The sequence below is a fragment of the Allobosea sp. NPDC055353 genome (genome assembly GCF_053644975.1).
Genome location: NZ_JBSHMC010000002.1, coordinates 243566 through 267820, shown reverse-complemented (window position 1 = coordinate 267820; position 24255 = coordinate 243566). Strand labels below are relative to the sequence as shown.

Genomic DNA, 24255 nt, shown 5'->3' with positions numbered 1-24255 from the left:
TTTTTCATCAGCGGTGACGGCAGGACGTCATGACTTGAACCTGCCCGTCGCTGCGCGACCGGGTCAATTGACGGCGAAGCAGTAAAGGCGCCCGGCGCCGCCCGTGCCTTTCAGGGCGTCCTGGCTGCAGCCGCCGCGCGAGGCATGTGAGCTGTTCCAGGATTTCGCGGGTGGCGACTCGTCGAGCCCGGTGCGGTCATGGTGGCCCATCATCACCGCGCCCTCCGCGCCGCTTTTCGTATAGTTCCCGCAGGTGCGATCCTCGCCCGCGGCGAAGGCCGTGCCGTCGGGCTGCGAGCCCGTCAGGATGTCATGCTCGTTGGGCGTGTCGCCGCGGCCGTTGACGGCTGCGCCCTTCTCGGTGAGCGCCGTCTGCTTGGTGAGGTTCGCCGCGCCGCCATGCAGGTCCGCGACGCTGTTCGCGATCACCGCACCCTTGGCATTGCGCCAGGGGCCGGCGCCGATCCGATCGCGCGCATCGACCGCGGCGGTGCTGCCGGCTGCCTGCGTCGACAGATAGGCGTGCCAGGTCTTGCTGCCGGCGCCGGCCGCCTGGGCGAGGCGCTGGCAAATCGCATCGGCACCCGCCAGCCCGCCGAGATCAGCGCCCTTGCCGGAGCCAGCGCTCGTGATGAAAAAGGTCATATCCGAGGTCTGAGCCTGGGTGGTGCTGCCGGTTAGCGCCAGCAATCCGAAGGTCGCAGCAAGCGTGACGAATTTTGCGCTCATCGTTCGGTCTCCCTGGTCTTCTTCGCTCTTGGCTACGTTCGTTCAGCGACGCCCGCAGCCGGTGCAGGGGCAGCCTAACATGGCTTTCGGCCTGTTGGGGGCGGCCTCGGCATAGTCGCAAGGAAGTGACTGAAGGGGGGCAGTTCAGGCGGCCGGGGCGGTTTCGCTCACGCCGCATCGCGATGTGTCCGGTCATTCCACCCTGACCGGCCGCCGCGCCAGGATGCGATGCTCCGCCAGCGGCGCATGCAGGATGTAGCGCAATTCATAGACACCCGGCTGGTCCGGCGCTTCCAGCGTTGCCTCGACATTCTCCGCGGGGAAGAAGCGCGGGCCGTCCGTGTCGGCCGGCGCGTCCGGCTTCACCAGCATCACGCGGTCCTGCTCGCCATTGGGGCCGATGCCGCGCACCGGCACGCCCTGGCCGCGGCCGACACGCTCGGGCGCAGCGAGCGTCGCACTCGGCTCTGTCGTCGCGAGCGGCTGGCGCAGCAGGATCGTGGGCGCGCCGGCCTTTTCCACCGTCAGGCGCAGTTCGTAAGTCCCGACGGCGCCGGGGGTGGGGAGAGCCGGCACCGTGGTCCTGGGCTCGACGACGACGATCGCCTTGTCTGCCGGATCATCCGGGCGCGCGATGGCAAGGCGCGCGCCTTGCGGCATGCGGGTGAGGAAGACGCTGAGCGGCGCGCCGGCGACGATGGTGCGCGCCGCGGAGAGGGCGGGGGCATCGTTACGGCGTTGGGCGGGCTTCGTCTGCGCGGCGGCAAGCGCCGGCAGGAGCAGGGCGGCAAGCCCGATCAGGAAGCGGCGTTTCACGTTCATCCTCTCGCCAGCGTCCGGATGCGCTCGGCAAGCCGGGGATGGCGTGTGGTCAGTGCCCGGAAATCGATGGGGTCGAGCACCAGAAGCTTGGAAGGAGCCGTCGCTACTGCCGCTTGCGGGCAAGGCGAGTGGCTCGCGATGGCAATATCATCAAGCTGGAGTTCGCCGAAAAAATGGCCTTCGTCGAGCCGGTCGCGACTGTTGGCGAGCGCGACCTCGACCTCGCCGCTGGCGATGAAATAGAGCGCCCGGCCGGGCTCGCCCTGATGCATGATGACAGCGCCGCTGCGCACCGTCTGCGCGCGCAGGAACTGCATCACGGCAGCGATCTCGTTCGCATCCAGCGCGCCGAACAGCGGCACGCGCGCGATCATGCTCCAGGTGACGACGAATTCGCGCCGATGAATCTCCTGGGCGAAGGCGGTGGCGACGATGCCGACCGGCAAGGCGAGCATGACGAGGCCGAGCACGGCAGTGACGGCCGCTACCGCCTTGCCCGCCACCGTGACCGGAAAGACATCGCCGTAACCGACCGTGGTCAGGGTGATGATCGCCCACCACATCGCGTCGGGAATGGTGCCGAACTTGTCGGGTTGGGCCTCATGCTCGACCAGATGCATCGCGCTCGCCGCCACCAGCATCACGCCCATCAGGATGACGAAGCAGGCGACCAGCGCCTTGCGCTCGGAGGCCAATGCCGCCGCAAGCGAGGCCATGCCGGGCGAATAGCGGCCGAGCTTGAAGAAGCGCAGCAGGCGGAGCAGCAGCAGGATACGGATCTCGCCGAAGCCAAGCAGCGCAACCGCGAGCGGCAGGATCGCGAGCAGGTCGATGATGGCCGGGAAGGAGCGAAGATAGGCAAGCCGTGCGCGCGTCGCGCTGAGCCCGCGATAGCGGGCATGCTCGGGCGCGATCCAGATGCGGATGGCGTATTCGACCGTGAAGACCGCGAGCGAGATGCGCTCCAGCAGGTCGAAGGCAGGGCCGAACCGGGCGGCGAGCGCGGGAACCGATTCCAGCACGATCGCCAGCACGTTGGCGCAGATCAGGGCGACCAGCGCCCGGTGGATCACGGTGGCGACGAGATCGTCGCCGGCACCGTGATCGAACCACAGGTGAACTTGCCACCGCCAGCCCCGTCGAGGCGTGGCGGCGGCCATCTCTCGGTCAGCGCATCGCAGCCGCGACGGCATCGAGCGCGGCTTGCGCCTTGCTGCCGTCCGGCCCGCCGGCCTGGGCCATGTCACGGCGGCCGCCGCCGCCCTTGCCGCCGAGCTGCTCGGAAGCCGCGCGCACCAATGCGACAGCGTCGAAGCGCTCGGTCATATCAGGCGTGACGCCGACGACGACACCGGCCTTGCCATCATCGGCGACGCCGACGATGGCGACAACGCCAGAGCCGACGCGGGCCTTGGCCTCGTCGGCGAGGCTCTTCAGGTCCTTCATCTCGATGCCGGTGACGGCGCGTGCCAAGAGCTTGGCACCGGCGATCTCCTGAATCGGGTCCTCGGCCGCGCCGCCGCCGCCCATGGCGAGCTTCTTGCGGGCCTCGGTCAGTTCGCGATCGAGCTTGCGGCGCTCCTCGATCAGCGCGGCCAGGCGGTTGCCGGCCTCGGCTGCGGGGACCTTGAGCAGGCTCGCGAGCCCGTCGAGCAGGCGCGATTCCTCGTTGAGGCGCAGGCGCGCGCCATTGCCGGTCATCGCTTCGAGACGACGCACGCCGGCTGCGACGGCGCCTTCGCCGACGATGCTGACGAGGCCGATATCGCCGGTGCGCGAGGCATGGGTGCCGCCGCAAAGCTCGACCGAATAGGCGCGGCCGGCCGGGTTCTTGCCCATCGCGACGACGCGGACCTCGTCACCGTATTTCTCGCCGAAGAGCGCGCGGGCGCCCGAGGCGATCGCCTCGTCGACGCTCATCAGGCGGGTCGTGACCGGCTCGTTCTGGAGGATGATCGCATTGGCGATCTCCTCGACCTCGCGCAACTCCTCGGCGCTGATCGGCTTCGGATGCGAGAAGTCGAAGCGCAGACGATCGGCCGAGACCAGCGAGCCCTTCTGCGCGACATGGTCGCCGAGGACGAGGCGCAGCGCCTCGTGCAGCAGATGCGTCGCCGAGTGGTTGGCGCGGATCGCGGAACGGCGCTCGTGGTCGACGACCAGTTCGACGGCGGCGCCGAGCTTCAGCTCGCCTTCCTTGACCGTGACGCTATGGGCGAAAACGTCGCCGAGCTTCTTCTGGACATCGGAGACCTCGACCACCGTGCCCGGCGCCTTGACCTGGCCGGCATCCCCGACCTGGCCGCCGGACTCGCCGTAGAACGGGGTCTGGTTGACCAGCATGAAGCCGCTCTCGCCGGCCTTCAGCGAGGGGACCTCGACATTGTCGCGGATCAGCGCGGTGACCACGCCCTCGGCGGTCTCGGTGTCGTAGCCCAAGAACTCGGTCGCGCCGACCTTGTCGCGCAGCGGGAACCAGAGCGTCTCGGTCGCGGCCTCGCCGGTGCCGGCCCAGGCGGCGCGCGCCTTGGCCTTCTGCTGCTGCATGGCGGCATCGAAGCCCTCGGTATCGACCGTGATCTCGCGGGCGCGCAGCGCATCCTGCGTCAGGTCAAGCGGGAAACCGTAGGTGTCGTAGAGCGTGAAGGCGACGTCGCCCTTGAGGCTCTGGCCGGCGCTCAGATCCTTCGAGGCGTCGTCGAGCAGGGTGAGGCCGCGCGCCAGCGTGGTGCGGAAGCGGGTCTCCTCCAGCTTCAGTGTCTCGGTGATCAGCGCCTCGGCACGCAGCAATTCGGGATAGGCGCGGCCCATCTCGCGGGTCAGCGCCGGGACGAGCTTGTGGAGCAGCGGCTCCTTGGCGCCGAGCAACTGCGCATGGCGCATGCCGCGACGCATGATCCGGCGCAGGACGTAACCGCGGCCTTCATTCGACGGCAGCACGCCATCGGCGATCAGGAAGGCCGAGCAGCGCAGATGGTCGGCGATGACGCGGTGGCTCGCCTTCATCGGCCCGTCCGGATCGACCGAGGTCAGGTCGGCGATGGCCGTGATCAGGGCGCGGAACAGGTCGATATTGTAGTTGTCATGTGTGCCCTGGAGCACGGCCGCGATGCGCTCCAGCCCCATGCCGGTATCGATCGAGGGGCGGGGCAGGTCGGTGCGGATGCCGCCGGCCGCTTCCTCGTACTGCATGAACACGAGGTTCCAGATCTCGATGAAGCGATCGCCGTCTTCCTCGGCCGAGCCGGGCGGGCCGCCCCAGATATGGTCGCCGTGGTCGTAGAAGATCTCGGAGCAGGGACCGCACGGGCCGGTATCGCCCATCCGCCAGAAATTGTCCGAAGTCGCGATACGGATGATCTTGTCGTCGGTCAGGCCGGCGATCTTCTTCCAGAGCGCGTGCGCCTCGTCGTCCTCGGAATAGACGGTGACCGTGAGCTTCTCCCTGGGCAGGCCGAATTCGCGGGTGACCAGCGTCCAGGCGTGGTGGATCGCCTGTTCCTTGAAATAGTCGCCGAAGGAGAAGTTCCCCAGCATCTCGAAGAAGGTGTGATGGCGCGCCGTATAGCCGACATTGTCGAGGTCGTTGTGCTTGCCGCCAGCGCGGACGCATTTCTGGGCGGTGGTGGCGCGCGAATAGGGGCGCTTCTCCTGCCCGGTGAAGACGTTCTTGAATTGCACCATGCCTGAATTGGCGAACATCAGCGTCGGGTCGTTGCGCGGCACGAGCGGGCTCGACGGCACGATCTCGTGGCCCTGGGACTTGAAGTAGTCGAGGAAGGTCGACCGGATATCGTTGACGCCGCTCATCGCTCTTTTGCGCTCTGATCTTGGGCAGGAGGCCGGGCGCGCCCGGCAGGAAGGACCGGTTCTAGTCAGGCGGCTTGCCGCTGTCCAGAAAGCTTGACGCAGCGCACACCGGGCAAGGCCTTATCCGCAAACGAAAAGGGCGGCCCGAAGGCCGCCCGCGTCTTCGTCCTGGACGGTACAGGCTGTGATCAGGCCTCGCCTTCGTCGAGATCGTCCGCGGTCGGGTCCGCCTGATCGAGGATGCGGTCCGCGACGAGGCCGGAATTCTGCCGGATCGTGGCCTCGATCTTGGCGGCCAGGTCAGGGTTGTTCTTGAGGAAGGTCTTGGCGTTCTCGCGGCCCTGGCCGAGGCGCTGGCTGTCGAAGGAGAACCAGGCGCCCGCCTTCTCGACCATGCCGGCCTTGACGCCGAGATCGATCAATTCGCCGACCTTCGAGATGCCCTCGCCGAACATGATGTCGAACTCGACCTGCTTGAAGGGCGGCGCGACCTTGTTCTTGACGACCTTGACGCGGACCTGGTTGCCGGTCGCCTCGTCGCGCTCCTTCAGCGTCGAGACGCGGCGGATGTCGAGGCGCACGGAAGCGTAGAACTTGAGCGCGTTGCCGCCGGTGGTCGTCTCCGGCGAGCCGTACATCACGCCGATCTTCATGCGGATCTGGTTGATGAAGATGACCATGCAGTTCGAGCGCGAGATCGAGGCGGTGAGCTTGCGCAGGGCCTGGCTCATCAGGCGGGCCTGCAGGCCGGGCTGGACATCGCCCATCTCGCCCTCGATCTCGGCGCGGGGCGTGAGCGCGGCGACGGAGTCGATGACCAGCACGTCGATGGCGCCGGAGCGGACGAGGGTATCGGTGATCTCGAGCGCCTGCTCGCCGGTATCGGGCTGCGAGATCAGCAGGTCGTCGAGATTGACACCGAGCTTGCGGGCATAGACCGGATCGAGCGCATGCTCGGCATCGACGAAGGCGCAGACGCCACCCTTCTTCTGGGCCTCGGCGATGGTGTGCAGCGCCAGCGTGGTCTTGCCGGAGGATTCCGGTCCGTAGATCTCGACGATGCGGCCCTTGGGCAAGCCGCCGACACCGAGCGCGATGTCGAGCCCGAGCGAGCCCGTTGAAATGGTCTCGATCTCGATCGACGGCGCGTTCTTGCCGAGCCGCATGATCGAACCCTTGCCGAAGGCGCGTTCGATCTGGGAGAGCGCTGCATCGAGCGCCTTGGCCTTGTCCATCGAGGAGCCTTCCACGAGTTTGAGATTCGCCTGATTCACGGTTCGGGCTCCTTATGGCAGGGCGACGGGGACATCTCAATGCGTCTTGACATGAGGATGGTCATGCTTTGTTCTTGTTCACAAGTTCTTTTTTTGTTCTCGGTGTCAGTTTCTGTCAGGAGGGGTGTCAGGAGCTGTCACCGGGAGGGCGGCCGCAGCGGAATATGGCGCCCGGATTGTCCGGGCGCCGCCGGCCTCAGCCCATCGCCGCCTTCACGGTCTCGACGAGCTGCTTCATCGTGAAGGGCTTGGGCAGGAAGTGGAATTCCTCGCCTTCCGGCAGGTTCTTGCGGAAGGCCTCCTCGGCATAGCCGGAGACGAAGACGACCTTGGTTTCCGGGTTGCGCTTGCGGAGTTCGCCGAGCAGCGTCGGGCCGTCCATCTCCGGCATCACCACGTCGGAGACGACGAGGTCGATCTTGCCGTCGTTCTGCAGGAAGAGATCCAGCGCCTCGACGCCGGAGGCCGCTTCATGGACGGTATAGCCGCGCGAGACCAGCATGCGGGCGTTGAGCGCGCGCACCGCATCCTCGTCCTCGACCAGCAGGATGACGCCGGCGCCGGTATGATCGGCGGCGAGCTTCTTCGGCGCTTCCTTGGCCGCTGCCTCGGCGGCGATCTCCTCCGGGCTCGGGACGTGGCGCGGCAGGAAGATGCGGAAGTTCGTGCCCTTGCCGATGGTCGAGTCGACGAAGACATAGCCGCCGGTCTGCTTGACGATGCCGTAGACCATCGAAAGGCCGAGGCCGGTGCCCTTGCCGACCTCTTTGGTGGTGAAGAAGGGCTCGAAGATCTTGTCGAGATATTCCTGCGGGATGCCGGTGCCGCTGTCCTCGACCTCGAGCAGGACGTAGTCGTCGGCGGGCAGGGCGTCCTGACCGAAGGAGGCGCAGTCCTCGCGGGTGACGTTGCGGGTGCGCACCGCGAGCTTGCCGCCGTCGGGCATTGCGTCGCGGGCATTGACCGCGAGGTTGACGATGACCTGTTCGAGCTGGCCGAGATCGGCCTTGACCGGCCAGAGGTCGCGGCCCTGGCGGACGTCGAGCGTGACCTTGTCGGCGACGACGCGCTTCAGCATCAGCGAAAGATCGGAGAGCACCTCGCCGAGCTCCAGCACCTGCGGGCGCAGGGTCTGGCGGCGCGAGAAGGCGAGGAGCTGCCGGACCAGCGCCGCGGCGCGGTAGGCATTCTGCTTGATCTGCATGATGTCCGGGAAGGACGGGTCGGTCGGCCGGTGGCTCGCCAGCAGGAACTCGGAGGCGTTGATGATGACCTGCAGCACGTTGTTGAAGTCGTGCGCGATGCCGCCGGCGAGCTGGCCGACCGCCTGCATCTTGCCGGCCTGGTCCATGTTGTCGCGCAGCTTGCGCTCGGCCGTGGTCTCCAGGGCGTAGACGATGGCGCGTTCGCCGTCACCGCCTTCGGTGCCGGCGACGGGGGTGAGGTAGAGCTTGGCCGAGCGGCCATCCTCGCCGGCGAGCGCCAGATCCAGCGGGGCGCCACCCGAGCGCCCGGCGACCACCTCGGCCAGCGCCGCATCGAGGCCGGCACCGGAGGCGACGAGGTCGTAAATGGTCTGCGGCCGCAGGCCCGCCGGGATCAGGCGGGCGAAGGCGGCGTTGGAATGCAGGATGGCGCCGGCCTCGTCGATGGTGGCGATCGCCATCGGCGTCGAATGGAAGAAGCGGGCGAAGCGGACCTCGGCGTCGCTGCCGCCATCGGCGCCGGCCTCGCCCGCCGTGCGGTTGAGGACGAGGGTGCGCGAGGGGCCGGCGCGACCGTCCTGGCCGAAGGCGACCTGATGGTGCAGGCGCACGGGCAGGGGGGCGCCGTTGCGGCGCTTCAGGTCGACATCGAGCACCTCGACGCGGACATCGCCGGGCTGGCCGCGGATCGCCTGGAGCAGGGCGGCGGCGGAGGGCGTGCAGACATCGTCGAGATGCAGCCCGCCGGAGCCGAAGCGGGCAAGGTCGAAATCGAGCCAGCCTGAGAGCGTCGCGTTGAGATAGGAAATCTCGCCATCGGCATCGATCGAGATGAACCCGGCCGGCGCGTGGTCGAGATAGTCGATCGCGTGCTGGAGTTCCTGGAAGGCGTTTTCCTGGCGCTCGCGGTCGGGCGTGATGTCGGCGACCGACCAGAGCGTCGCGGTCGAGGCCTCGCGGCGGACGGGCGAGACCCGGACGCGGTACCAGCCGACCTCGCTGCGTCCGTTCAGGGCGGGCTCGAGCCGGACCTCCTCGACCAGGCGGCGATGCTCGCGGGCGGCGGTGGCGAGCCGGTAAATCGCTTCGGAGACGTCGGCGCGGCCGGTCAGCAGGCGGCCCACGGGCTTGAGGTCGTTGGCGCCTGTCGCGCCCGCCAGTGCCAGATAGGCCTCGTTGGCATAAACGATCTCGTTTTCGCTCTCGGTCACCACGATGCCGTCATCGGCGCCGTCGACGACAGCCTTGGTCAGGTCGTTGCGGGCGGCGCGGCCGGAAAACTGCACGAGTCCGATGGCGAAGGCGAAGAGCCCGAAGACGCCGACGACCGAGAGCAGGGCCAGCAGGCCGAGGATCAGCGGCTGCGCCCATTCATTGGCGAGGAAGCCGAGCGCGATGGCCGCGCCCACAAGCAGGGCGGCCACGAACAGGATGATCCCGATATGGCCGGGCTTGTCGGAGCGATCGATCGTATTGGTCGCCGTGGTGCCGCTCATTGCGGTGGAGTCCGTTCGCTTGGGGCCGCTGCGGAAACCCCGCGGCCATCCTTCCTTCGCATCCCTGCCGAGTTAGGCGCGCCGACCCTTCAGGCGCAAGACGTATCCGATGACTTCGGCGACGGCCTGATAGTGTTCGACAGGAATTTCTTCGTCGATGTCGACCGTGGCGTAAAGCGCACGCGCCAAAGGCGGGTTCTCGATGATCGGCACGCGGTGCTCGCCGGCGACCTCCCGGATCTTCAGCGCCATGGTGTCGACGCCCTTGGCGAGGCAGAGCGGTGCCGCCATGCCGGGCTCGTATTGCAGGGCGACGGCGAAGTGCGTCGGGTTGGTGATGATCACCGTCGCCTTGGGCACCGCCGCCATCATCCGCTTGCGAACGCGGCTGGCACGGATCTGGCGCAGCTTCGCCTTGACCTCGGGATTGCCTTCCGAGTTCTTGAACTCGTCCTTCATCTCCTGCTTCGTCATCTTCTGGCGCTGGTACCAGGAGAAGCGCTGCCAGCCGAAATCGCCGATGGCAATGATGGCGAAGAGGGAGAGGACCGCGCCCATCAATTGGATGGCGAGCGACAGCGTCGCCGGCATCAGCGCCTCGACGCCCATCTGCGCGAAGCCTTCGAGCCGGTCATGCTGGCCCCAGAGCGTGTACCAGACGACGACGCCGATCAGCGTCGTCTTGGCGAGGCCCTTGGCGAAGTTGACCCAGGCTTCCTTGCCGAAGAGCCGCTTGGCCCCGGCCATCGGCGAGATCCGGTTGAACTTCGGCATCAGCGGCTCGAAGGTCCAGAGCGGCTTGTGCTGGAGCATGGCGCCGGCGAGGCCGGCGCAGAGGATGAAGGCGAAGGGGAGGCCCAGCGCCATGAAGCCGGTGAGCACGCCCTGCCGGGTGACCTGCATGAAGGCAGCGCCGTCCGATGGGACCTGATGCGCGTTCATCAGGAAGGAGCGCAGCGACAGCGTCGCCTCGCGGGCAGACCAGCCGGCGGCGACAAGCAAGGCGAGCGTGAAGCCGCAGAGGACGAAGAAGGTACCGATCTCCTGCGATTTGGGGACGTCGCCTTTCTCGGTGGCGTCGTCGAGCTTTCGCTGGGTCGGGTCTTCTGTTCTGTCTTCGTTTTCGGTGTCCTCGGACATCGCGACCTCAGCCCGTGAACTGGCGCAGGAAGGCGCCGAGATCATCGATGAAGACGCTCATCATCACGCCGATCACGACGAGCAGGACCAGCATGCCGCCGAAGATCGAGGCCGGCACGGCGAGGAAGAAGACCTGCAATTGCGGCATCATCCGCGCGAGCACGCCGAGGCCGAGATTGAACAGCAGGCCGAAGACGAGGAAGGGCGCGGAGATCTGGATGGCCAAGGCGAAGCCGCGCGCCGCCGAGCGGATCGCCAGCGCCATCACGTCGGTCATATCGACGGCACCGCCCGGCGGCAGCAGGCGATAGCTCTCATGGATCGCGGCGATGGCGATGTGGTGCAGGTCCGTGGTCAGGATCAGCGTGATGCCGAGCATCGTCAGGAAGTTGCCGATCGAGGGGTTCTGCATGCCGCCGGTCGGATCGACGGTCATGGCGAAGCCCAGCCCCATGGTCTGCGCGACGAGCGTGCCGGCGGTCTGCAGGCAGGCCATCACCAGCCGGGCGCAGAGCCCGATGACGAGGCCGATCAGCAGTTCGCCGACGAGCAGGGTGACGACGCCGGAGACGTCGCCGGGCACGCGCAGGGAAGGGCGGGCGACGGGCACGATCATCAGCGCGATGAAGAAGGCGAGCGAGAGCCGCGCCCGCGAGAAGATGAAGCGCTCGCCGATGCCGGGCATCAGCATGACGAGCGTGCCGACCCGCGCGAAGACGAGCACGAAAAGGGCGCTGATCTCTGGCAGGATCGCGATCTGCATCGTGCCGCGGGCACCTTTGCGCCAAGGACTTGCACGCCAGGACGGGCGCCGCGGCCCCGCGCCGGCGAAGGCCGGCAGCAGGCGTGACGGGCTCATCCGCCCGTGGCGATTCGGGCGGCGACTCGCCCCATATAACCCGCGAGAGCGTCTCCCATGAACGGGAGAAACAGCAGCAATGCAGCAAAGACGGCGATGATCTTCGGCACGAAGACCAGCGTCTGTTCCTGGATCTGCGTCAGCGCCTGCACCAGCGACACGATGAGGCCGACCGCGAGCGCGATCAGCATCAGCGGGCCGCCGACCTTGAGAAACACGACGATGCCGTCGCGGGCGATGTCGAGAATGGCTCCGGAAGTCATGACGTCTACCCGATCTTTCAGCCGTCAGACCGGCATCCGCATGATTTCCTCATAGGCCGCGATGACCCGGTCGCGCACCGCGACCAGGGTCTCGATCGCGGCCTCGCTCTCGGCCACCGCCGTCACGACATTGACGATGTCGGCCCGCCCGCCAGCGACGCTTGCGGTCTGGGCATCGGCCTCACGTCCGGCAGTGGCGGTGGCGTCGAGCGCCTTGCCGAGCAGGGCGGAGAAATCCGGCCCGCCCGCTTCCGCGCCGCCCGCGGCGAGCGGTTTGCGCATCAGATTGCCGGCACCCATCCCCTGGATGGAGGCATAGGCGCCCGCGGCGAAACCCGGAGTGGCCATGGCGGTCTAGTCCCGTTCTGGAGGTCTGCGGTTCAGGCGCGCAGGATGTCGATGGTGCGCTGGATCATCCGGCGCGTCGAAGAGATCAGGTTGAGATTGGCCTCATAGCTGCGCTGGGCCTCGCGCATGTCGACCATCTCGACCAGCGAATTGACGTTCGGCATCTGGACATCGCCTTTGGCGTCGGCCGCCGGGTTGCCCGGATCATGCTTGACCTTGAAGGCGCTCTGGTCGCGCTGGACCTTACCGAGCGCGACGAGCTGGGCGTCGAGGGTGCGGTCGAAATGGCGCTGGAAGGTCGGGACCTTGCGCCGATAGGGCTCGGCGCCGGGACGCTCCGGGCCGGAATCGGCGTTGGCGATGTTCTCGGAGATGACGCGCATGCGCCCCGACTGACTGCGCAGGCCTGAGGCGGCGACGGCGATGCTCTTGATCAGGTCCATGATCAGCGCCCTTTCCCGATCGCGATCTTCATCAGGCCGAGGCCCTTGCTGTAGAGCGAGGCGGCGAGCTGATAATCCGACTGGTTCTGCGCGACCTTGAGCATCTCGTCCTCGAGATTCACCGCGTTGCCGTTGGGCGTGGTCTCGAAGCGCGGGGCACCAGTGCCATCGAAGCCGCCATTGGCGCTGGTCAGGCTCATATGGCCGGCATTGGTCTGGGCGACCGCTACACCGGCGCGCGCCGGGTCGACGCTCGGCGGCTTGAGGTCGACCGGGCGGAAACCGGGGCTGTCGGCATTGGCGACGTTCTCGGCGAGGATTTTCTGGCGCGACTGCTGGTAGTGCATGCGCAGTTTCAGCGCCTGCATCAGGCCGCCGCTGACGTTCAAGCCGTCGTTCGCCATGGCTCCCGCTCCCGTATTCGCCACCGGCGAGGCCGGTCTACTCGGCAAATCCTGCCGGGTGCATGGTTAATATCCGGTTAAGGAGCGGGGTTTCGCAGGTGTGGTTAACCACACGTTCACCATGTTTCCCGATAGCGAAAGCGTTATGCTATAGCCAAGGTGTTCAACCATGGGCGGGACTTAACGGCCGTCCGGGCGGCCGTCGCGTAAGAGGCAGACCTTGCAGAGCTTGTTCGGATTGGAACTCTCGACCGCGCAGAAGGTGATCGTCGCCTCTGTCGTCATTCTCGTGCTGCTCGCCCTGCTGGGCCTGTTCGTGCGGCAGATCCAGGGCGGGCGGCTCAGGCTGCGCGGCCAGGCCGGGGGGCGCCAGCGCCAGCCCCGCCTCGGCGTGGTCGATACCTACGACCTCGACCGCCAGCGTCAGCTCGTCCTGATCCGGCGCGACAATATCGAGCATCTGGTGATGATCGGTGGCGCGTCCGACGTCGTGGTCGAGACCAATATCCTGCGCAGCGGCGCTCGCGCTGCGGCGCCGGCCTATGTCGACACTGCCGCGGCGGATCGGCCGCTGCCGCCGTTCGAGACGCTGGTGCCGCCGAGCGAGCCTGCGATGCGGGCGGGCGATGAGGCGCGCCGCGCCGGTTACGCTCCCGAGGGGCCGGAGCTGCTGCCGCCTTTGCCGACCCGTCCGGCTTCGGTCCCGGTCGAGCCGGCGCCGCCGACCCCTGCGGCTGCGACCGCTGCCGCCGCAGGCGTTTCCGCCGCTCTGGGCGTTGCAGCCGCCGAAGCGGTTTCCGCCGCTGCCAAGCCTGCGGTCCCCGCGATGCCGGCGCCGCCCGTCACCTCCGGACCCGCGCCCAGCTTCGCACGCGAACATGCGCCGCAGCCCGCCGTCAGTCCTGGTGAGCTCGACGACATGACGCGCCAGCTCGAGGAGGCGCTGAAGCGGCCCTTCTCCGCCGTGCGCCCGGCCAATCTCTCCGGCGAGACAGCGGCCGAGAGCGCTGCGCCGGCCGTGGAGCCCCCTGTTCCGGCAGAGAAGCTTTTCCCGGCGCCTGTCGTCGAGGAGGAAGCGCCGCCGGTTGGAGAGGCTGCGCCCGTGGTCGAGCCGCCCGCCCCGGAGCCCGAGATCGTGCCTGAGCCCGAGCCGGTCGCTGTGCCGACTCCGGCGGCTACGCCACGCCAGAAGCCGATTCCGAGCGATGTCGAGGCCGAACTTGCCGCGGCACTCGGGCTGACGCTGGATCGCCCCCTTTCGAAAGCGCCCGAGCCCCGGCCATTCGAGGCCAAGCCGGCCGAGATCCATCATCCGGAACCGGAACCTGCGCCCGAACCCGAATCGATCGCCGAGGAGGAGCCCGCTCCCGCGGAGCCGGCCCCTGCCGCCAGCCCGGACGAGCCGGCCCCGGCCGAGAGCCCCAAGGCGCAGCCCGAGCCGGAAAAGCCGGCCGAGTCGGCTGCGAAGGAGATCGATCCCTTCTCGGTCGACGCGATCGAGGCTGAATTCGCCCGGCTGCTCGGCCGCGACCCCAAGGCCAAATCCTGAGGCGGCAAGCCGCAGCCTGATGGCGGCGCCCTGACGGCGGCCGACCATCAACAGGATACTCGGCCATCCCGGCTCATCGACGCCGCGCATCGGTTGCGCGGCGTTTTCGCATCGGTAGCCTCGGTGCGCCCGGTCGGTTGAGTCGGGCATTGGCGGCGCGCGTGAACTTCAGCAGCAGACGAACGAGACGGTTTCGAAGCGGGCGCACCCTGGCGGCGGCCGTGCTGCTGCTCGCACTTCAGACGGTGCCGGCGCTGCCGCAGACGCTGTCGCTCGATCTCGGGCAGGGCGGTGGCGTGGCGGAACGGGCGCTGCAGCTCATCGCCGTCATCACGGTGCTGTCGCTGGCGCCGTCGATCCTGATCATGGTGACGTCGTTCACCCGGATCGTCGTGGTGCTGTCGCTGCTGCGCTCGGCGCTGGGCACGCAGACCGCGCCGCCGAACGCGGTGATCCTCGGGCTCTCGCTGTTCCTCACCGGCTTCGTCATGGCGCCGACACTGCGCGAGGCCTACACGACGGCCGTCCAGCCGCTGGTCGCGGGCCAGATCCAGCCGCAGGAGGCCTATAACCGCGGCGTCGTCCCGTTCAAGACCTTCATGCTCAAGCATGTCAGGGAGAAGGACCTGGAGCTGTTCCTCGACATGTCGCAGGCGCCGCGCCCGCAGCAGCCGCAGGATGTCGGCGTCGAGATCCTGGTACCGGCCTTCATGATCTCGGAACTGCGCCGGGCTTTCGAGATTGGCTTCCTGCTGTTCGTGCCCTTCCTGATCATCGACCTCGTCGTCGCCTCGATCCTGATGTCGGTAGGCATGATGATGCTGCCGCCGGTGACGGTGGCGCTGCCGTTCAAGCTGATCTTCTTCGTGCTGGTCGACGGCTGGGGGCTGGTCGCGGGATCGCTGGTGAAGAGTTACGGCAGCGGGTGAGGCCTTAAACAGCTAAGCGAGGCCTTAAACAGCTAAGCGAAGATTGCGCGGGAACCCTCTCCTGTAAGGAGAGGGTAGGGTGAGGTGTAGGCCGTTGGACGTTTGGCCGGAGCCTAACCGCTATCGCGGTCGCTACGAGGCGCTTCGCTGGTCGAGGGCCTACACCTCACCCCTGCCCCTCTCCTTACAGGAGAGGGGTTCCCCGCGGCCTTATGGATGCAGGCAGAGTTTCACCCCACGACCACCCGGCCGCGCTGGATGCGCAGGCTGAGCGAGCCGTCCTTGAGCGCCAATGCCTTCTCGCCGAAGACGCTGCGACGCCAGCCCTGCAGGGCCGGCACCTCGGCAAGGTCATCGGAGGCGATCGCCTCGAGATCGTCGGTGGAGGCGATGATCTTGGGCGCGACGCGCTCGGCATCGGCGACCGCCTTGAGCAGCACCTTGAGCAGATCGAGCACGGCGGCGCTGGTCGGCCGGCCGCGCTCGCGCTCCAGGCGAGGCAGGGTCTTCGGATCGATGGCGGCGGCGCGCTCGATCGCGGCGAGGACCTCGGCGCCGTTGCGCGAGCGCTCGAAGCCGTTGGGGACGGAGCGCAGCTCCGCCAGCGCTTCGACCGAACGCGGACCGCGCTGGACGATATCCATCAGCGCGTCGTCCTTGAGCACGCGCTGGCGCGGCACGTCGCGAGTCTGCGCCTCGCGCTCGCGCCAGGCGGCGATCTCCATCAGGTTCGGCAGTTCGCGCGGCTTGCGGATGCGGCCCTTGAGGCGCAGCCAGGCATTCTCCGGCTTGACCTCGTAGGTCCCCGGCGAGGTCAGCACGGACATTTCCTCGGCAACCCAGCTCTCGCGGCCGCTGGCGTCGAGATCGGCCTTCAGGGCGAGGTAGATGTCGCGCAGATGGGTGACGTCGGCCTCGGCATAGACGAGTTGCGCCTCGTTGAGGGGACGGCGCGACCAGTCGGTGAAGCGCGAGGACTTGTCGATGCGCGCCTTGGCGAGGTCGTTGGCGAGCTGTTCATAGCCGACCGAGTCGCCATAGCCGCAGACCATGGCCGCGACCTGCGTGTCGAAGAGCGGCGTCGGCAAGACACGCCCGAGCAGCCAGACGATTTCGAGGTCCTGCCGGGCGGCGTGGAAGACCTTCACGACGGCGTCGTTGACCATCAGCCCGAAGAAGGGGGCGAGGTCGAGATCGGGCGAGAGCGGGTCGACCAGCACCGCCTCGTCCGGCGAGGCGAGCTGGATCAGGCACAGCTTCGGGTAATAGGTGGTCTCGCGCAGGAACTCGGTGTCGACCGTGACGAAGGGGTGGGTCGCGAGGCGGTCGCAAGCGGCGGAGAGCGCGGCGGTATCGGAAATGAGATGCATGGCTTCGGCTTAGCGGAGAAGGGGGAGCGGCGTCGAGTCGGATCAGTCTCAGCGACTGATCCGACACCGCCCCCAGAGCTCGCCCTTATAGGCAGGGCTCGCGGGGGCGGACCAGTAGTCGCGGCGCGGGCCGGGTTTCAGCTGGGCGTGCTGGGCGAAGATCCGCGCATAACAATCCGGGTTCGCGTAGTTGCGCTTTTGGGCGATCAGCAGGCCCGTGGCGTAGGCGCTTCTCGGCTCTGGCCGGGCCTCGGCGCAGTCGATCGAAGATCCGAATGCGATCATCGCCGCCGATGCTGCAAGACAATGGACAAAAGGTCGGCTGGTCATGGTGGGCTCGCTTGGGCAGGCCGGGCTGAACGTCACGATCGTAGCGGCGGCAACAGCTGATGTCGCGGGCGTTCTTGACATTTCGGGCGCGCGCGTGTGCTTAGCCGCAAGCTGCGGCTGGTCCTACGGACCGGCCTTTGACGTATTTCCGAAAGACCGATCCCGTGACCCTGCATCGCTATCGTTCCCATACCTGTGGCGCACTCCGTGACAGCGATATCGGCCAGAATGTGCGCCTGTCCGGCTGGTGCCACCGCATTCGCGACCATGGCGGCGTGCTCTTCATCGACCTGCGCGACCATTACGGCATGACGCAGGTGGTGATCGACCCCGATTCGCCGGCCTTCGCGGATGCCGAGACGCTGCGCTCGGAATGGGTCGTGCGCATCGACGGCAAGGTCAAGGCCCGCCTCGAAGGCACCGAGAACGCCAACCTGCCGACAGGTGCGGTCGAGGTCTTCGCGACGGCGATCGAGGTGCTCGGCCCGTCGGCCGAACTGCCGCTGCCGGTTTTCGGCGATCTCGAATATCCCGAGGATACCCGCCTCAAGTACCGCTTCCTCGACCTGCGTCGCGAGAAGCTGCACAACAACATCATGCTGCGCACCAAGGTCATCGACTCGATGCGCCGCCGCATGAAGGATTCCGGCTTCTCCGAGTTCCAGACGCCGATCCTGACCGCGTCCTCGCCGGAAGGCGCGCGCGACTTCCTGGTGCCGAGCCGCCTGCATGCCGGCAAGTTCTACGCGCTGCCGCAGGCGCCGCAGCAGTACAAGCAGCTCCTGATGATGGCGGGCTTCGACCGCTACTTCCAGATCGCGCCCTGCTTCCGCGACGAGGACCCGCGCGCCGACCGTCTGCCGGGCGAGTTCTACCAGCTCGACGTCGAGATGAGCTTCGTCGAGCAGGAGGACGTGTTCGCGACGATGGAGCCGGTCATCACCGGCGTGTTCGAGGAATTCGCCGAGGGCAAGACAGTCGCGCGCAACTGGCCGCGCATTCCCTATGCCGAGGCGATCGCGAAATACGGCTCCGACAAGCCGGACCTGCGCAACCCGCTGATCATGCAGGATGTCTCCGAGCCTTTCCGCGGCTCGGGCTTCAAGGTCTTCGCCCGCATCCTCGAAGGCGAGAAGAACCGCGTCTGGGCTATCCCTGGGCCCAAGGGCGGTTCGCGCGCCTTCTGCGACCGGATGAACTCCTGGGCGCAGGGCGAGGGACAGCCGGGCCTCGGCTACCTGATGGTCAAGGAAGACGGCGAGGGCCAGGGGCCGATCGCCAACAACATCGGCCCGGAGCGCGTCGCCGCGATCATCAAGCAGATGGGGCTGAAGGGCGGCGATGCCTGCTTCTTCGTCGCGGGTGATCCGGACAAGTTCTACAAGTTCGCGGGCAGCGCCCGCAACAAGGTCGGCCAGGATCTCGGGCTGATCGACGAGAACGCATATGCCTTCGCCTGGATCGTCGACTTCCCGATGTTCGAGTACAACGAGGACGAGAAGAAGGTCGATTTCTCGCATAACCCCTTCTCGATGCCACAGGGCGGCCTGAAGGCGCTCAACGAGGAAGACCCGCTCTCGCTCAAGGCCTTCCAGTACGACATCGCCTGCAACGGCTTCGAGCTCGCCTCCGGCGGTATCCGCAACCACCGCCCCGAGGCAATGGTGAAGGCGTTCGAGATCGCCGGCTATGGCGAGGAGACGGTGATCGAGCGCTTCGGCGGCATGTATCGCGCCTTCCAGTACGGCGCGCCGCCGCATGGCGGCATGGCGGCGGGCGTCGACCGCATCATCATGCTGCTGGCCGGTGCCACGAACCTGCGCGAGGTCGCGCTGTTCCCGATGAACCAGCAGGCCGTGGATCTCCTGATGGGCGCCCCGGCGGAAGCCTCGCCCAAGCAACTGCGCGAGGCGCATCTGCGCGTCAATCCGCCCGAGAAGAACGGCTGACCACCATGCCTTCCCTGCCTGCCGGGCGAGCCCTCTCGCTCGCCTGCTTCCTGACGCCGCTGCTCGGCGCCTGCGTCGCCCATGGCGAGAGCAGCAGCGGGCGTGCTTCGGCGCTGGCGACGACCGTGTCGCGCGCCATCACCTGCAGGGCGGGCTCGCCGCAGCGCACGACGCTCGACCGCTTCCTCGCGGCCGAAAAGGCGCGCGGCGCCGACGATCAGCAGATCGCGGCAGCGCGCTCGGCCTATATCGGCGTCTCCGAAGCCGAGATGGTCAACCAGGGCGTGCGGCCGCAGGCCTGCACGGCCGAAGAACGGGCCGAACTGAAGGCACGGATGGGCCGCATTCGCGCCGGGGATTTCAACACGCTCTGAGCGCCCAATGCCGATGCCTTCGATCCCGAAGCTTGCCGCCACGGTGACCCTGTTCTCGGCGCTCGGCGCCTGCACGGTTGCCGGACCGGTTCCGGGCACGGTGGAATATGCCGCCGCGACGGTCTCGCGCGCCTATGATTGCGGCCTGCGCGTCGATCGCGGCCGCATCATCGCGCGGCTCGACGGGCGGGATCGGCAACGGTTCATCGCGGCCAATGCCGGCTATGCCGTGAAGTCCTACAAGGCGCCGCATCGCTGCGAAGCGAGCGAGCGCGAGCGGATCAGGGGCGAGATCGGCACGCTCGCGCGTCGCTGAAATCGCTTGCTTCCGGCCCCCTGGCATGGCCACAAGGCGGCAATGCCCGCCGCCGCCATCACCGCCATCGTCGTCAGCTATGACAGCGCCGAGGTCCTGCCCGCCTGCCTCGATGCGCTGGCCGGGGAGGGCGTACCCGCCATCGTCGTCGACAATGCCAGCAGCGACGACAGCCGCGCGATCGCGGAGGCGAAGGGCGCGCGCGTGATCGCGAATGCCCGCAACGAGGGCTATGGCCGGGCCAACAATATCGGCGTGGCGGCGGCCGAGACGCCCTATGTGCTGATCGTCAATCCGGATCTGGAGATTGGGCGGGGGGCCGCAGCAGCCTTGCTGGAAGCGGGAGAGCGCTATCCCGACGCCGGGATGCTGGCGCCGCGTATCGTCGAACCCTCGGGCCGCATCTTCCTGCAGCCGCGCTCGCTGCTCTCGCCACCGCATCTCAATCGCTCCGGCACGATGGCGATCCCCGAGGGCGATGCCTGCCTGCCTTTCCTGTCGGGAGCGTGCCTGCTGATCCGGCGCGATCTCTTCGTCTCGCTCGGCGGCTTCGATCCGGCGATCTTCCTGTTCTACGAGGATGACGACCTGTGCCGGCGGATGCGCGATGCCGGCCATGCGCTCATTCATGTCCATGGCGCCGAGGCGCGTCATGGCAGGGGCCGTTCTACGGCGCCGTCGCCGCAGCGACGCTTCAAGGCGCGCTGGCACCTCGCCTGGTCCGAACATTACATCGCCCGGAAATACGGGCTCGCCGGGCCGGGGCCGATCCGGATGCTGGAGAATATCGGCAAGGCTGCGGGCTACGGGCTGCTGTTCCGGCGCGAGAAGATGTTCGCGCATGCGGGCTCCGCCGCCGGCGCCCGCGCCTGGCGGCGCGGCAAGACGGCATTGGCGCATGAAGGGCTGGGGGAGATGCCATGAGCCGGGCCCGGTCCACCGTCGCCGAGGCGCTCGCCAACCCGCACAACAATTTCGGCCTGCTCCGGTTGGTGATGGCGCTCGCCGTCGTCGTCTCGCATGCCTTCAGCGTGACCGATGGACGAGTCGAGCAGGAGCCCTGGTTCCAGACGACCGGCTTCACGCTGGGCGAGCACGCGGTCAACGGCTTCTTCGCGATATCCGGCTTCCTCGTGACAATGAGTTTCATGCGGCGCGGCTGGCGCGACTATGCCGTCGCGCGCTTCCTGCGAATCGCGCCGGGGCTGATCGCGGCGACCCTGGTCGTGGCGCTCGTGCTGGGCGGGCTGATGACGACGCTCGACGCTTCCACCTATTTCAACGACCCGCGTTTGTGGCGCTTCATCACGGGCACGCTGACCACCTTCAAGAGCGCTGCGGCGCTGCCGGGTGTCTTCGAGGGCAATCCGCTGCCGTTTCCGCTCGGGACGGTCTGGACGCTGAAATACGAGACGCTGTGCTATATCGGCGTGCTGGTCGCCGGCCTCGCCGGGATTTTGGCACGGCCGCGCCTCGCGCTCGCGGCGCTGCTGGCCCTGACGCTTGCCGTCGTCCTGCGCGAGGTCATGGCGCCGCATGGTTCCAAAGGCACCGAGACGGCGCTGCGCCTGCCCCTGATCTTCCTCGCCGGTGGCGTCGTCTATCTCTACCGCGAGAAGGTGCCGCTTTCGCTGCCGCTGCTGGCTGTGGCCCTCCTGGCGCTGGTGCCGCTGTCCTTCACGCCGCTCTACAAGGCGGCGCTCTATCTCGTCACGGCCTGGGGCGTCCTCGTGCTGGCGCTGGCGCCGGCCCTGACGCGGCGCTCGGTCGAGCCGCCGGCCGATCTCTCCTACGGCGTCTATCTCTATGGCTGGCCGGTGCAGCAGGCGCTGCACGCGCTCCACCCGTCGCTCGGCGCGGTAGCGCTGCTCTGGCCGTCGCTGGCGGCGACGGTCGTCGTCGCGGCGCTGTCCTGGTACCTGATCGAGAAGCCGGCGCTGGGGCTCAAGCGCCGATTGATGGGCGCGTCCTGAGCGCTTCCAGCAGGTCGTCGATCCGCCCGGAGAGCAGGAGCGGGATCAGATGCTCGATCTCGGCGCGGGGGCGGCTCCACCAGGCGGTTTCGAGCAAAGCCGCGATCCGGGGCTCGTCGAAGCGCAACCTGACAACCCGTGCCGGATTGCCGGCGACGATCGCATAGGGCGGCACGTCGCGCGTGACCACAGCGCGCGCCGCGACCACGGCGCCATGGCCGATCGTGACGCCCGACATCACCATGCATTGCGAGCCGAGCCAGACATCGTGGCCGATGACGACATCGCCGCGGGTCGTGTCATGGCCAGTCATCCCGGCAGCGGGAGGCCAGAGCCGGGGCAGGGCGGGGAACGGGTAGGTCGTCGCCCAGTCGAGCCGGTGATTGCCGCCGAGCAGGATCTCGACGCCATCGGCGATCGAGCCGTAGCGCCCGATCACGAGCCGGGCCCCGCTTTCGGGGAAGCGTACCTTCGGGCGGCCATAGGTATAGGGGCAGATGGTGAATTGCCCCGGCCGCCGCGCGACGAGCTTGGCGAGATGCAGCCGGGTCTGGTTGTCAGGGTTCAGCCGTTTGCGCAGCCAGCCGCGGGGAACCTGCGGCAGGCCTGCCCACCAGGCCTGAAGGCCTGACGGGCGCCAGTCGCTGTCCTCGGGCGCAGCCGCGCCCTGATCCCTATTGAGCATCGGCCTTGAGGTCGATCTTGTCGAAGATCTCCGTCGGCTCCGTCATGGTGATGACGTCGGCGAGGCCGAGACCGGTCGTCGACTTCGCATTGGCGGAGACCGTCAGCGTGCCGGGCTTGGCGACGAAGCGGGAGGCAGCGCCCGCCACGGCCTTGGCTCCGTCGGAGGGGCCGAGAATGGCGGCGAGGCCAAGGCTTGCGACCATCGTGAATTGCTGGCGGACATCCTCGACCTTGCGCTTGGACTTGCGCGCCTCGTTCGCGATCAGCTTCTCGACCAGCCCGAAATTCTGCAGCTTGACCTGCAGGTTGCGGGCGGTGGCGCCGAGCGCGGCCACCTGGGCCAGCGCGAGATCGCTGGCGAACAGGTCCTTGGTGACGTTGCCGAGCGTGCCGGAGGCTTCGATATGGGCGAGGCCGGCGCTGCCGAACGACAGTGTCCGAATGGCGATCTCGTTCTTCGCGGCTTCCCAGGCGAGGTCGAGCTTGGCCGAGAGATCGAGCGAACGGATGCCCATCGCGATCATGTCCTTGGCGGCCGGATTGCCGGTGGCTTCGGAGATCGGCGTGACGAGCTTGTCGATCGTCAGCGCGAGGCTGGTCGGGATGCCGTTGAGCTGCTCGCCCGCCTTGATCTCGAAGGTGCCGAGCGAAATCTTGATCGGCTCCTTGCCGGTGATGATCGCCGGCGCGTCGATCGAGATGCCGGCGAGGCGGATGGTGCCGAGCGTCGGGATGAAGCGGCGGAAATCGATCTCGTCCATCGGCTTGTCCGGTTCGGCCAGCGCTGCCCGCAACTCGCGGATGACGGAGCCGAAGGCGAAGCCAGAATAGGCGATCGAATCGATGCCGCCCTTGGCTTCGCCCGAGCGGAACTGGAGGCCTTCCAGGGCGAAGCCGGATTTCGCCGGGGTGTTCTCGCCGAAGGCCATGCGGGCGATCCGCATGTCGACCGCGTCGACCTTGGCGCCGGCCTTCGGCGGCGGGCTAACATTCATCACGAGATCGCGGGCCTCGCCGCTGCCGTATTCGAACATGTCGAAGAGCGCGAGCATGGAGAGGCCGAGCTGCCGTTCCGCCTCGGTCTTGCCCGGCGGCGTGTCGGCGTCGGTGTTCTTGTCGTCCTGCTTGCGCTCGACTTCCTCGCTCGCCTTGGCCAGGCGCGAGACCACGTCGAGGAGCGGCTCGGGGCCGACCCTGGCGGCAAAGCCGCGCGCCGTCGTCTTGCCGAGCGACATCTTGCCGGCCTTGCCCATGTCCAGGTTGTAGCCGTCCTGCTCGAAATTCCCGATGACCGGAAGCATCGGCTCGCTGGCGCCGGGCGCGGCCTTCTCGGTCAGCACGCGCGTGATCTGGCGCAGGTCGAAGGCGTCGAAGGCGGTGCGCTTCAATCCGCCCTTCATCGGGCCTGTGGCGGCGCCTTCGGCGGTGATGCTGGCGCTCGCCGATTCGCCATGGCCGATCTTGCCCTCGCGGATATCGGTCAGGCGGATGTCGCGATAGACCGTGGTCTGCTTCTGGTCGCCGACCGTCTGCACCAGCGACAGTTCGGGCGCGCTGATCTCGGCGGCGTTCAGGCGTGCAGCCCTGGCCGAAGCGGATTCGCTGGCGGAGGCGCCGGTGAACAGCGCCAGGAACGCGTCCTTTTCCAGCGTCGAGCCCTTGATCGCGATCTTCGGCGCGTTGATCACGAGCTTGCCGAGGTCGATCCTGACATTGTCGAGCTGGAAATCGGCGGCCCAGGCGGAGGAGGCGAAGGACATCAGGACGGCCACCAAGGCCGTGCCGGCAAGGTGCGTCGTCCGACGAGGGCGCGCAACGATCATGGATATCTCCTGCTTCAATAGCCCGGCGAAACTGCCGCAAGCGGATGACGAAAGAAAGCCGTCAGGCGACGCCGCGTGGCATCCCGCATTCATATGATGACGAAAGGCTTGACCGAAAGGCGGCGAAGGCGGCCATCTGCCGAAGATTTGCCATCGGCCCCT

Annotated in this window: 23 protein-coding genes; 7 read left to right on the top strand and 16 right to left on the bottom strand. The window is 67.6% G+C overall.

Going from position 1 to position 24255, the window contains the following annotated elements; genetic code table 11:
* Window positions 1–63 precede the first annotated feature (63 nt).
* The 12 genes from ACWIEX_RS14575 to ACWIEX_RS14520 all read right to left on the bottom strand — a co-directional run bounded on the left by ACWIEX_RS14575 (window position 64) and on the right by ACWIEX_RS14520 (window position 12793).
* Window positions 64–729 (bottom strand): hypothetical protein, encoded by a 666-nt coding sequence (locus ACWIEX_RS14575; RefSeq protein ID WP_454033744.1) that lies wholly within the window; start codon window positions 727–729, stop codon window positions 64–66.
* Window positions 730–921: 192 nt separating this feature from the next.
* Window positions 922–1551, bottom strand: coding sequence for a hypothetical protein (locus ACWIEX_RS14570; RefSeq protein ID WP_061966884.1), 630 nt, complete (start codon window positions 1549–1551; stop codon window positions 922–924).
* A complete protein-coding gene (locus ACWIEX_RS14565) occupies window positions 1548–2711 on the bottom strand; it encodes a cyclic nucleotide-gated ion channel (RefSeq protein ID WP_454033743.1) in 1164 nt (387 codons plus the stop codon). The genes ACWIEX_RS14570 and ACWIEX_RS14565 overlap by 4 nt, the downstream gene beginning before the upstream one ends.
* Before the next feature lie 7 nt (window positions 2712–2718).
* Entirely contained in the window at window positions 2719–5361 is a 2643-nt protein-coding gene (alaS, locus tag ACWIEX_RS14560) for an alanine--tRNA ligase (protein WP_454033742.1), read from the bottom strand.
* Window positions 5362–5549: 188 nt separating this feature from the next.
* Window positions 5550–6596, bottom strand: coding sequence for a recombinase RecA (gene recA / locus ACWIEX_RS14555; protein ID WP_454034796.1), 1047 nt, complete (start codon window positions 6594–6596; stop codon window positions 5550–5552).
* Between the two features lie 235 nt (window positions 6597–6831).
* Window positions 6832–9336 (bottom strand): cell cycle histidine kinase CckA, encoded by a 2505-nt coding sequence (gene cckA, locus ACWIEX_RS14550; protein WP_454033741.1) that lies wholly within the window; start codon window positions 9334–9336, stop codon window positions 6832–6834.
* Window positions 9337–9408: 72 nt separating this feature from the next.
* Window positions 9409–10476, bottom strand: coding sequence for a flagellar biosynthesis protein FlhB (flhB, locus tag ACWIEX_RS14545; RefSeq protein WP_454033740.1), 1068 nt, complete (start codon window positions 10474–10476; stop codon window positions 9409–9411).
* Window positions 10477–10483: 7 nt separating this feature from the next.
* The gene (gene fliR / locus ACWIEX_RS14540; RefSeq protein WP_454034795.1) at window positions 10484–11239 is read right to left on the bottom strand and encodes a flagellar biosynthetic protein FliR; all 756 of its coding nucleotides are present in this window, start codon (window positions 11237–11239) and stop codon (window positions 10484–10486) included.
* Between the two features lie 92 nt (window positions 11240–11331).
* Window positions 11332–11598, bottom strand: a complete 267-nt coding sequence (fliQ, locus tag ACWIEX_RS14535) for a flagellar biosynthesis protein FliQ (RefSeq protein WP_454033739.1) — start codon at window positions 11596–11598, stop codon at window positions 11332–11334.
* Between the two features lie 24 nt (window positions 11599–11622).
* Window positions 11623–11946 carry a flagellar hook-basal body complex protein FliE gene (fliE, locus tag ACWIEX_RS14530; RefSeq protein ID WP_454033738.1) on the bottom strand — a complete coding sequence of 108 codons (324 nt, stop codon included), beginning with the start codon at window positions 11944–11946 and terminating at the stop codon, window positions 11623–11625.
* Between the two features lie 32 nt (window positions 11947–11978).
* Window positions 11979–12389 (bottom strand): flagellar basal body rod protein FlgC, encoded by a 411-nt coding sequence (gene flgC / locus ACWIEX_RS14525; RefSeq protein ID WP_454033737.1) that lies wholly within the window; start codon window positions 12387–12389, stop codon window positions 11979–11981.
* Window positions 12390–12391: 2 nt separating this feature from the next.
* Window positions 12392–12793 carry a flagellar basal body protein gene (locus ACWIEX_RS14520; RefSeq protein ID WP_454033736.1) on the bottom strand — a complete coding sequence of 134 codons (402 nt, stop codon included), beginning with the start codon at window positions 12791–12793 and terminating at the stop codon, window positions 12392–12394.
* A gap of 220 nt (window positions 12794–13013) precedes the next feature.
* On the opposite strand from ACWIEX_RS14520, the gene ACWIEX_RS14515 reads away from it, so the two are divergent.
* Entirely contained in the window at window positions 13014–14342 is a 1329-nt protein-coding gene (locus tag ACWIEX_RS14515) for a hypothetical protein (protein WP_454033735.1), read from the top strand.
* A gap of 221 nt (window positions 14343–14563) precedes the next feature.
* Window positions 14564–15271: a flagellar type III secretion system pore protein FliP gene (gene fliP / locus ACWIEX_RS14510; protein WP_454033734.1), complete on the top strand. Its 708-nt coding sequence runs from the start codon at window positions 14564–14566 to the stop codon at window positions 15269–15271.
* A 230-nt stretch (window positions 15272–15501) separates the two neighbouring features.
* On the opposite strand, the gene rnd is transcribed toward fliP, so the two are convergent.
* Both rnd and ACWIEX_RS14500 read right to left on the bottom strand, forming a co-directional pair.
* Window positions 15502–16641 carry a ribonuclease D gene (gene rnd, locus ACWIEX_RS14505; RefSeq protein ID WP_061966896.1) on the bottom strand — a complete coding sequence of 380 codons (1140 nt, stop codon included), beginning with the start codon at window positions 16639–16641 and terminating at the stop codon, window positions 15502–15504.
* Between the two features lie 48 nt (window positions 16642–16689).
* On the bottom strand, window positions 16690–16971 hold the full coding sequence (locus ACWIEX_RS14500) for a hypothetical protein (RefSeq protein ID WP_454033733.1): 282 nt from the start codon (window positions 16969–16971) through the stop codon (window positions 16690–16692).
* A gap of 170 nt (window positions 16972–17141) precedes the next feature.
* Here ACWIEX_RS14500 and aspS point away from each other — a divergent pair, with 170 nt between their 5' ends.
* The 5 genes from aspS to ACWIEX_RS14475 are packed head-to-tail and all read left to right on the top strand — an operon-like array spanning window position 17142 to window position 21583.
* The gene (gene aspS, locus ACWIEX_RS14495) at window positions 17142–18920 is read left to right on the top strand and encodes an aspartate--tRNA ligase (RefSeq protein ID WP_091856677.1); all 1779 of its coding nucleotides are present in this window, start codon (window positions 17142–17144) and stop codon (window positions 18918–18920) included.
* 5 nt (window positions 18921–18925) lie between these two features.
* Window positions 18926–19294, top strand: coding sequence for a hypothetical protein (locus tag ACWIEX_RS14490; RefSeq protein WP_454033732.1), 369 nt, complete (start codon window positions 18926–18928; stop codon window positions 19292–19294).
* 7 nt (window positions 19295–19301) lie between these two features.
* Window positions 19302–19610 (top strand): hypothetical protein, encoded by a 309-nt coding sequence (locus ACWIEX_RS14485; protein ID WP_454033731.1) that lies wholly within the window; start codon window positions 19302–19304, stop codon window positions 19608–19610.
* Window positions 19611–19652: 42 nt separating this feature from the next.
* Window positions 19653–20534 carry a glycosyltransferase family 2 protein gene (locus ACWIEX_RS14480; RefSeq protein ID WP_454033730.1) on the top strand — a complete coding sequence of 294 codons (882 nt, stop codon included), beginning with the start codon at window positions 19653–19655 and terminating at the stop codon, window positions 20532–20534.
* Window positions 20531–21583, top strand: coding sequence for an acyltransferase family protein (locus ACWIEX_RS14475; protein WP_454033729.1), 1053 nt, complete (start codon window positions 20531–20533; stop codon window positions 21581–21583). The genes ACWIEX_RS14480 and ACWIEX_RS14475 overlap by 4 nt, the downstream gene beginning before the upstream one ends.
* Here ACWIEX_RS14475 and ACWIEX_RS14470 read toward each other — a convergent pair.
* Both ACWIEX_RS14470 and ACWIEX_RS14465 read right to left on the bottom strand, forming a co-directional pair.
* On the bottom strand, window positions 21555–22268 hold the full coding sequence (locus ACWIEX_RS14470; protein WP_454033728.1) for a CatB-related O-acetyltransferase: 714 nt from the start codon (window positions 22266–22268) through the stop codon (window positions 21555–21557). The two genes, ACWIEX_RS14475 and ACWIEX_RS14470, sit on opposite strands and share 29 nt — an antisense overlap.
* Window positions 22258–24093, bottom strand: coding sequence for a hypothetical protein (locus ACWIEX_RS14465; protein ID WP_454033727.1), 1836 nt, complete (start codon window positions 24091–24093; stop codon window positions 22258–22260). The genes ACWIEX_RS14470 and ACWIEX_RS14465 overlap by 11 nt, the downstream gene beginning before the upstream one ends.
* Window positions 24094–24255 lie beyond the last annotated feature (162 nt).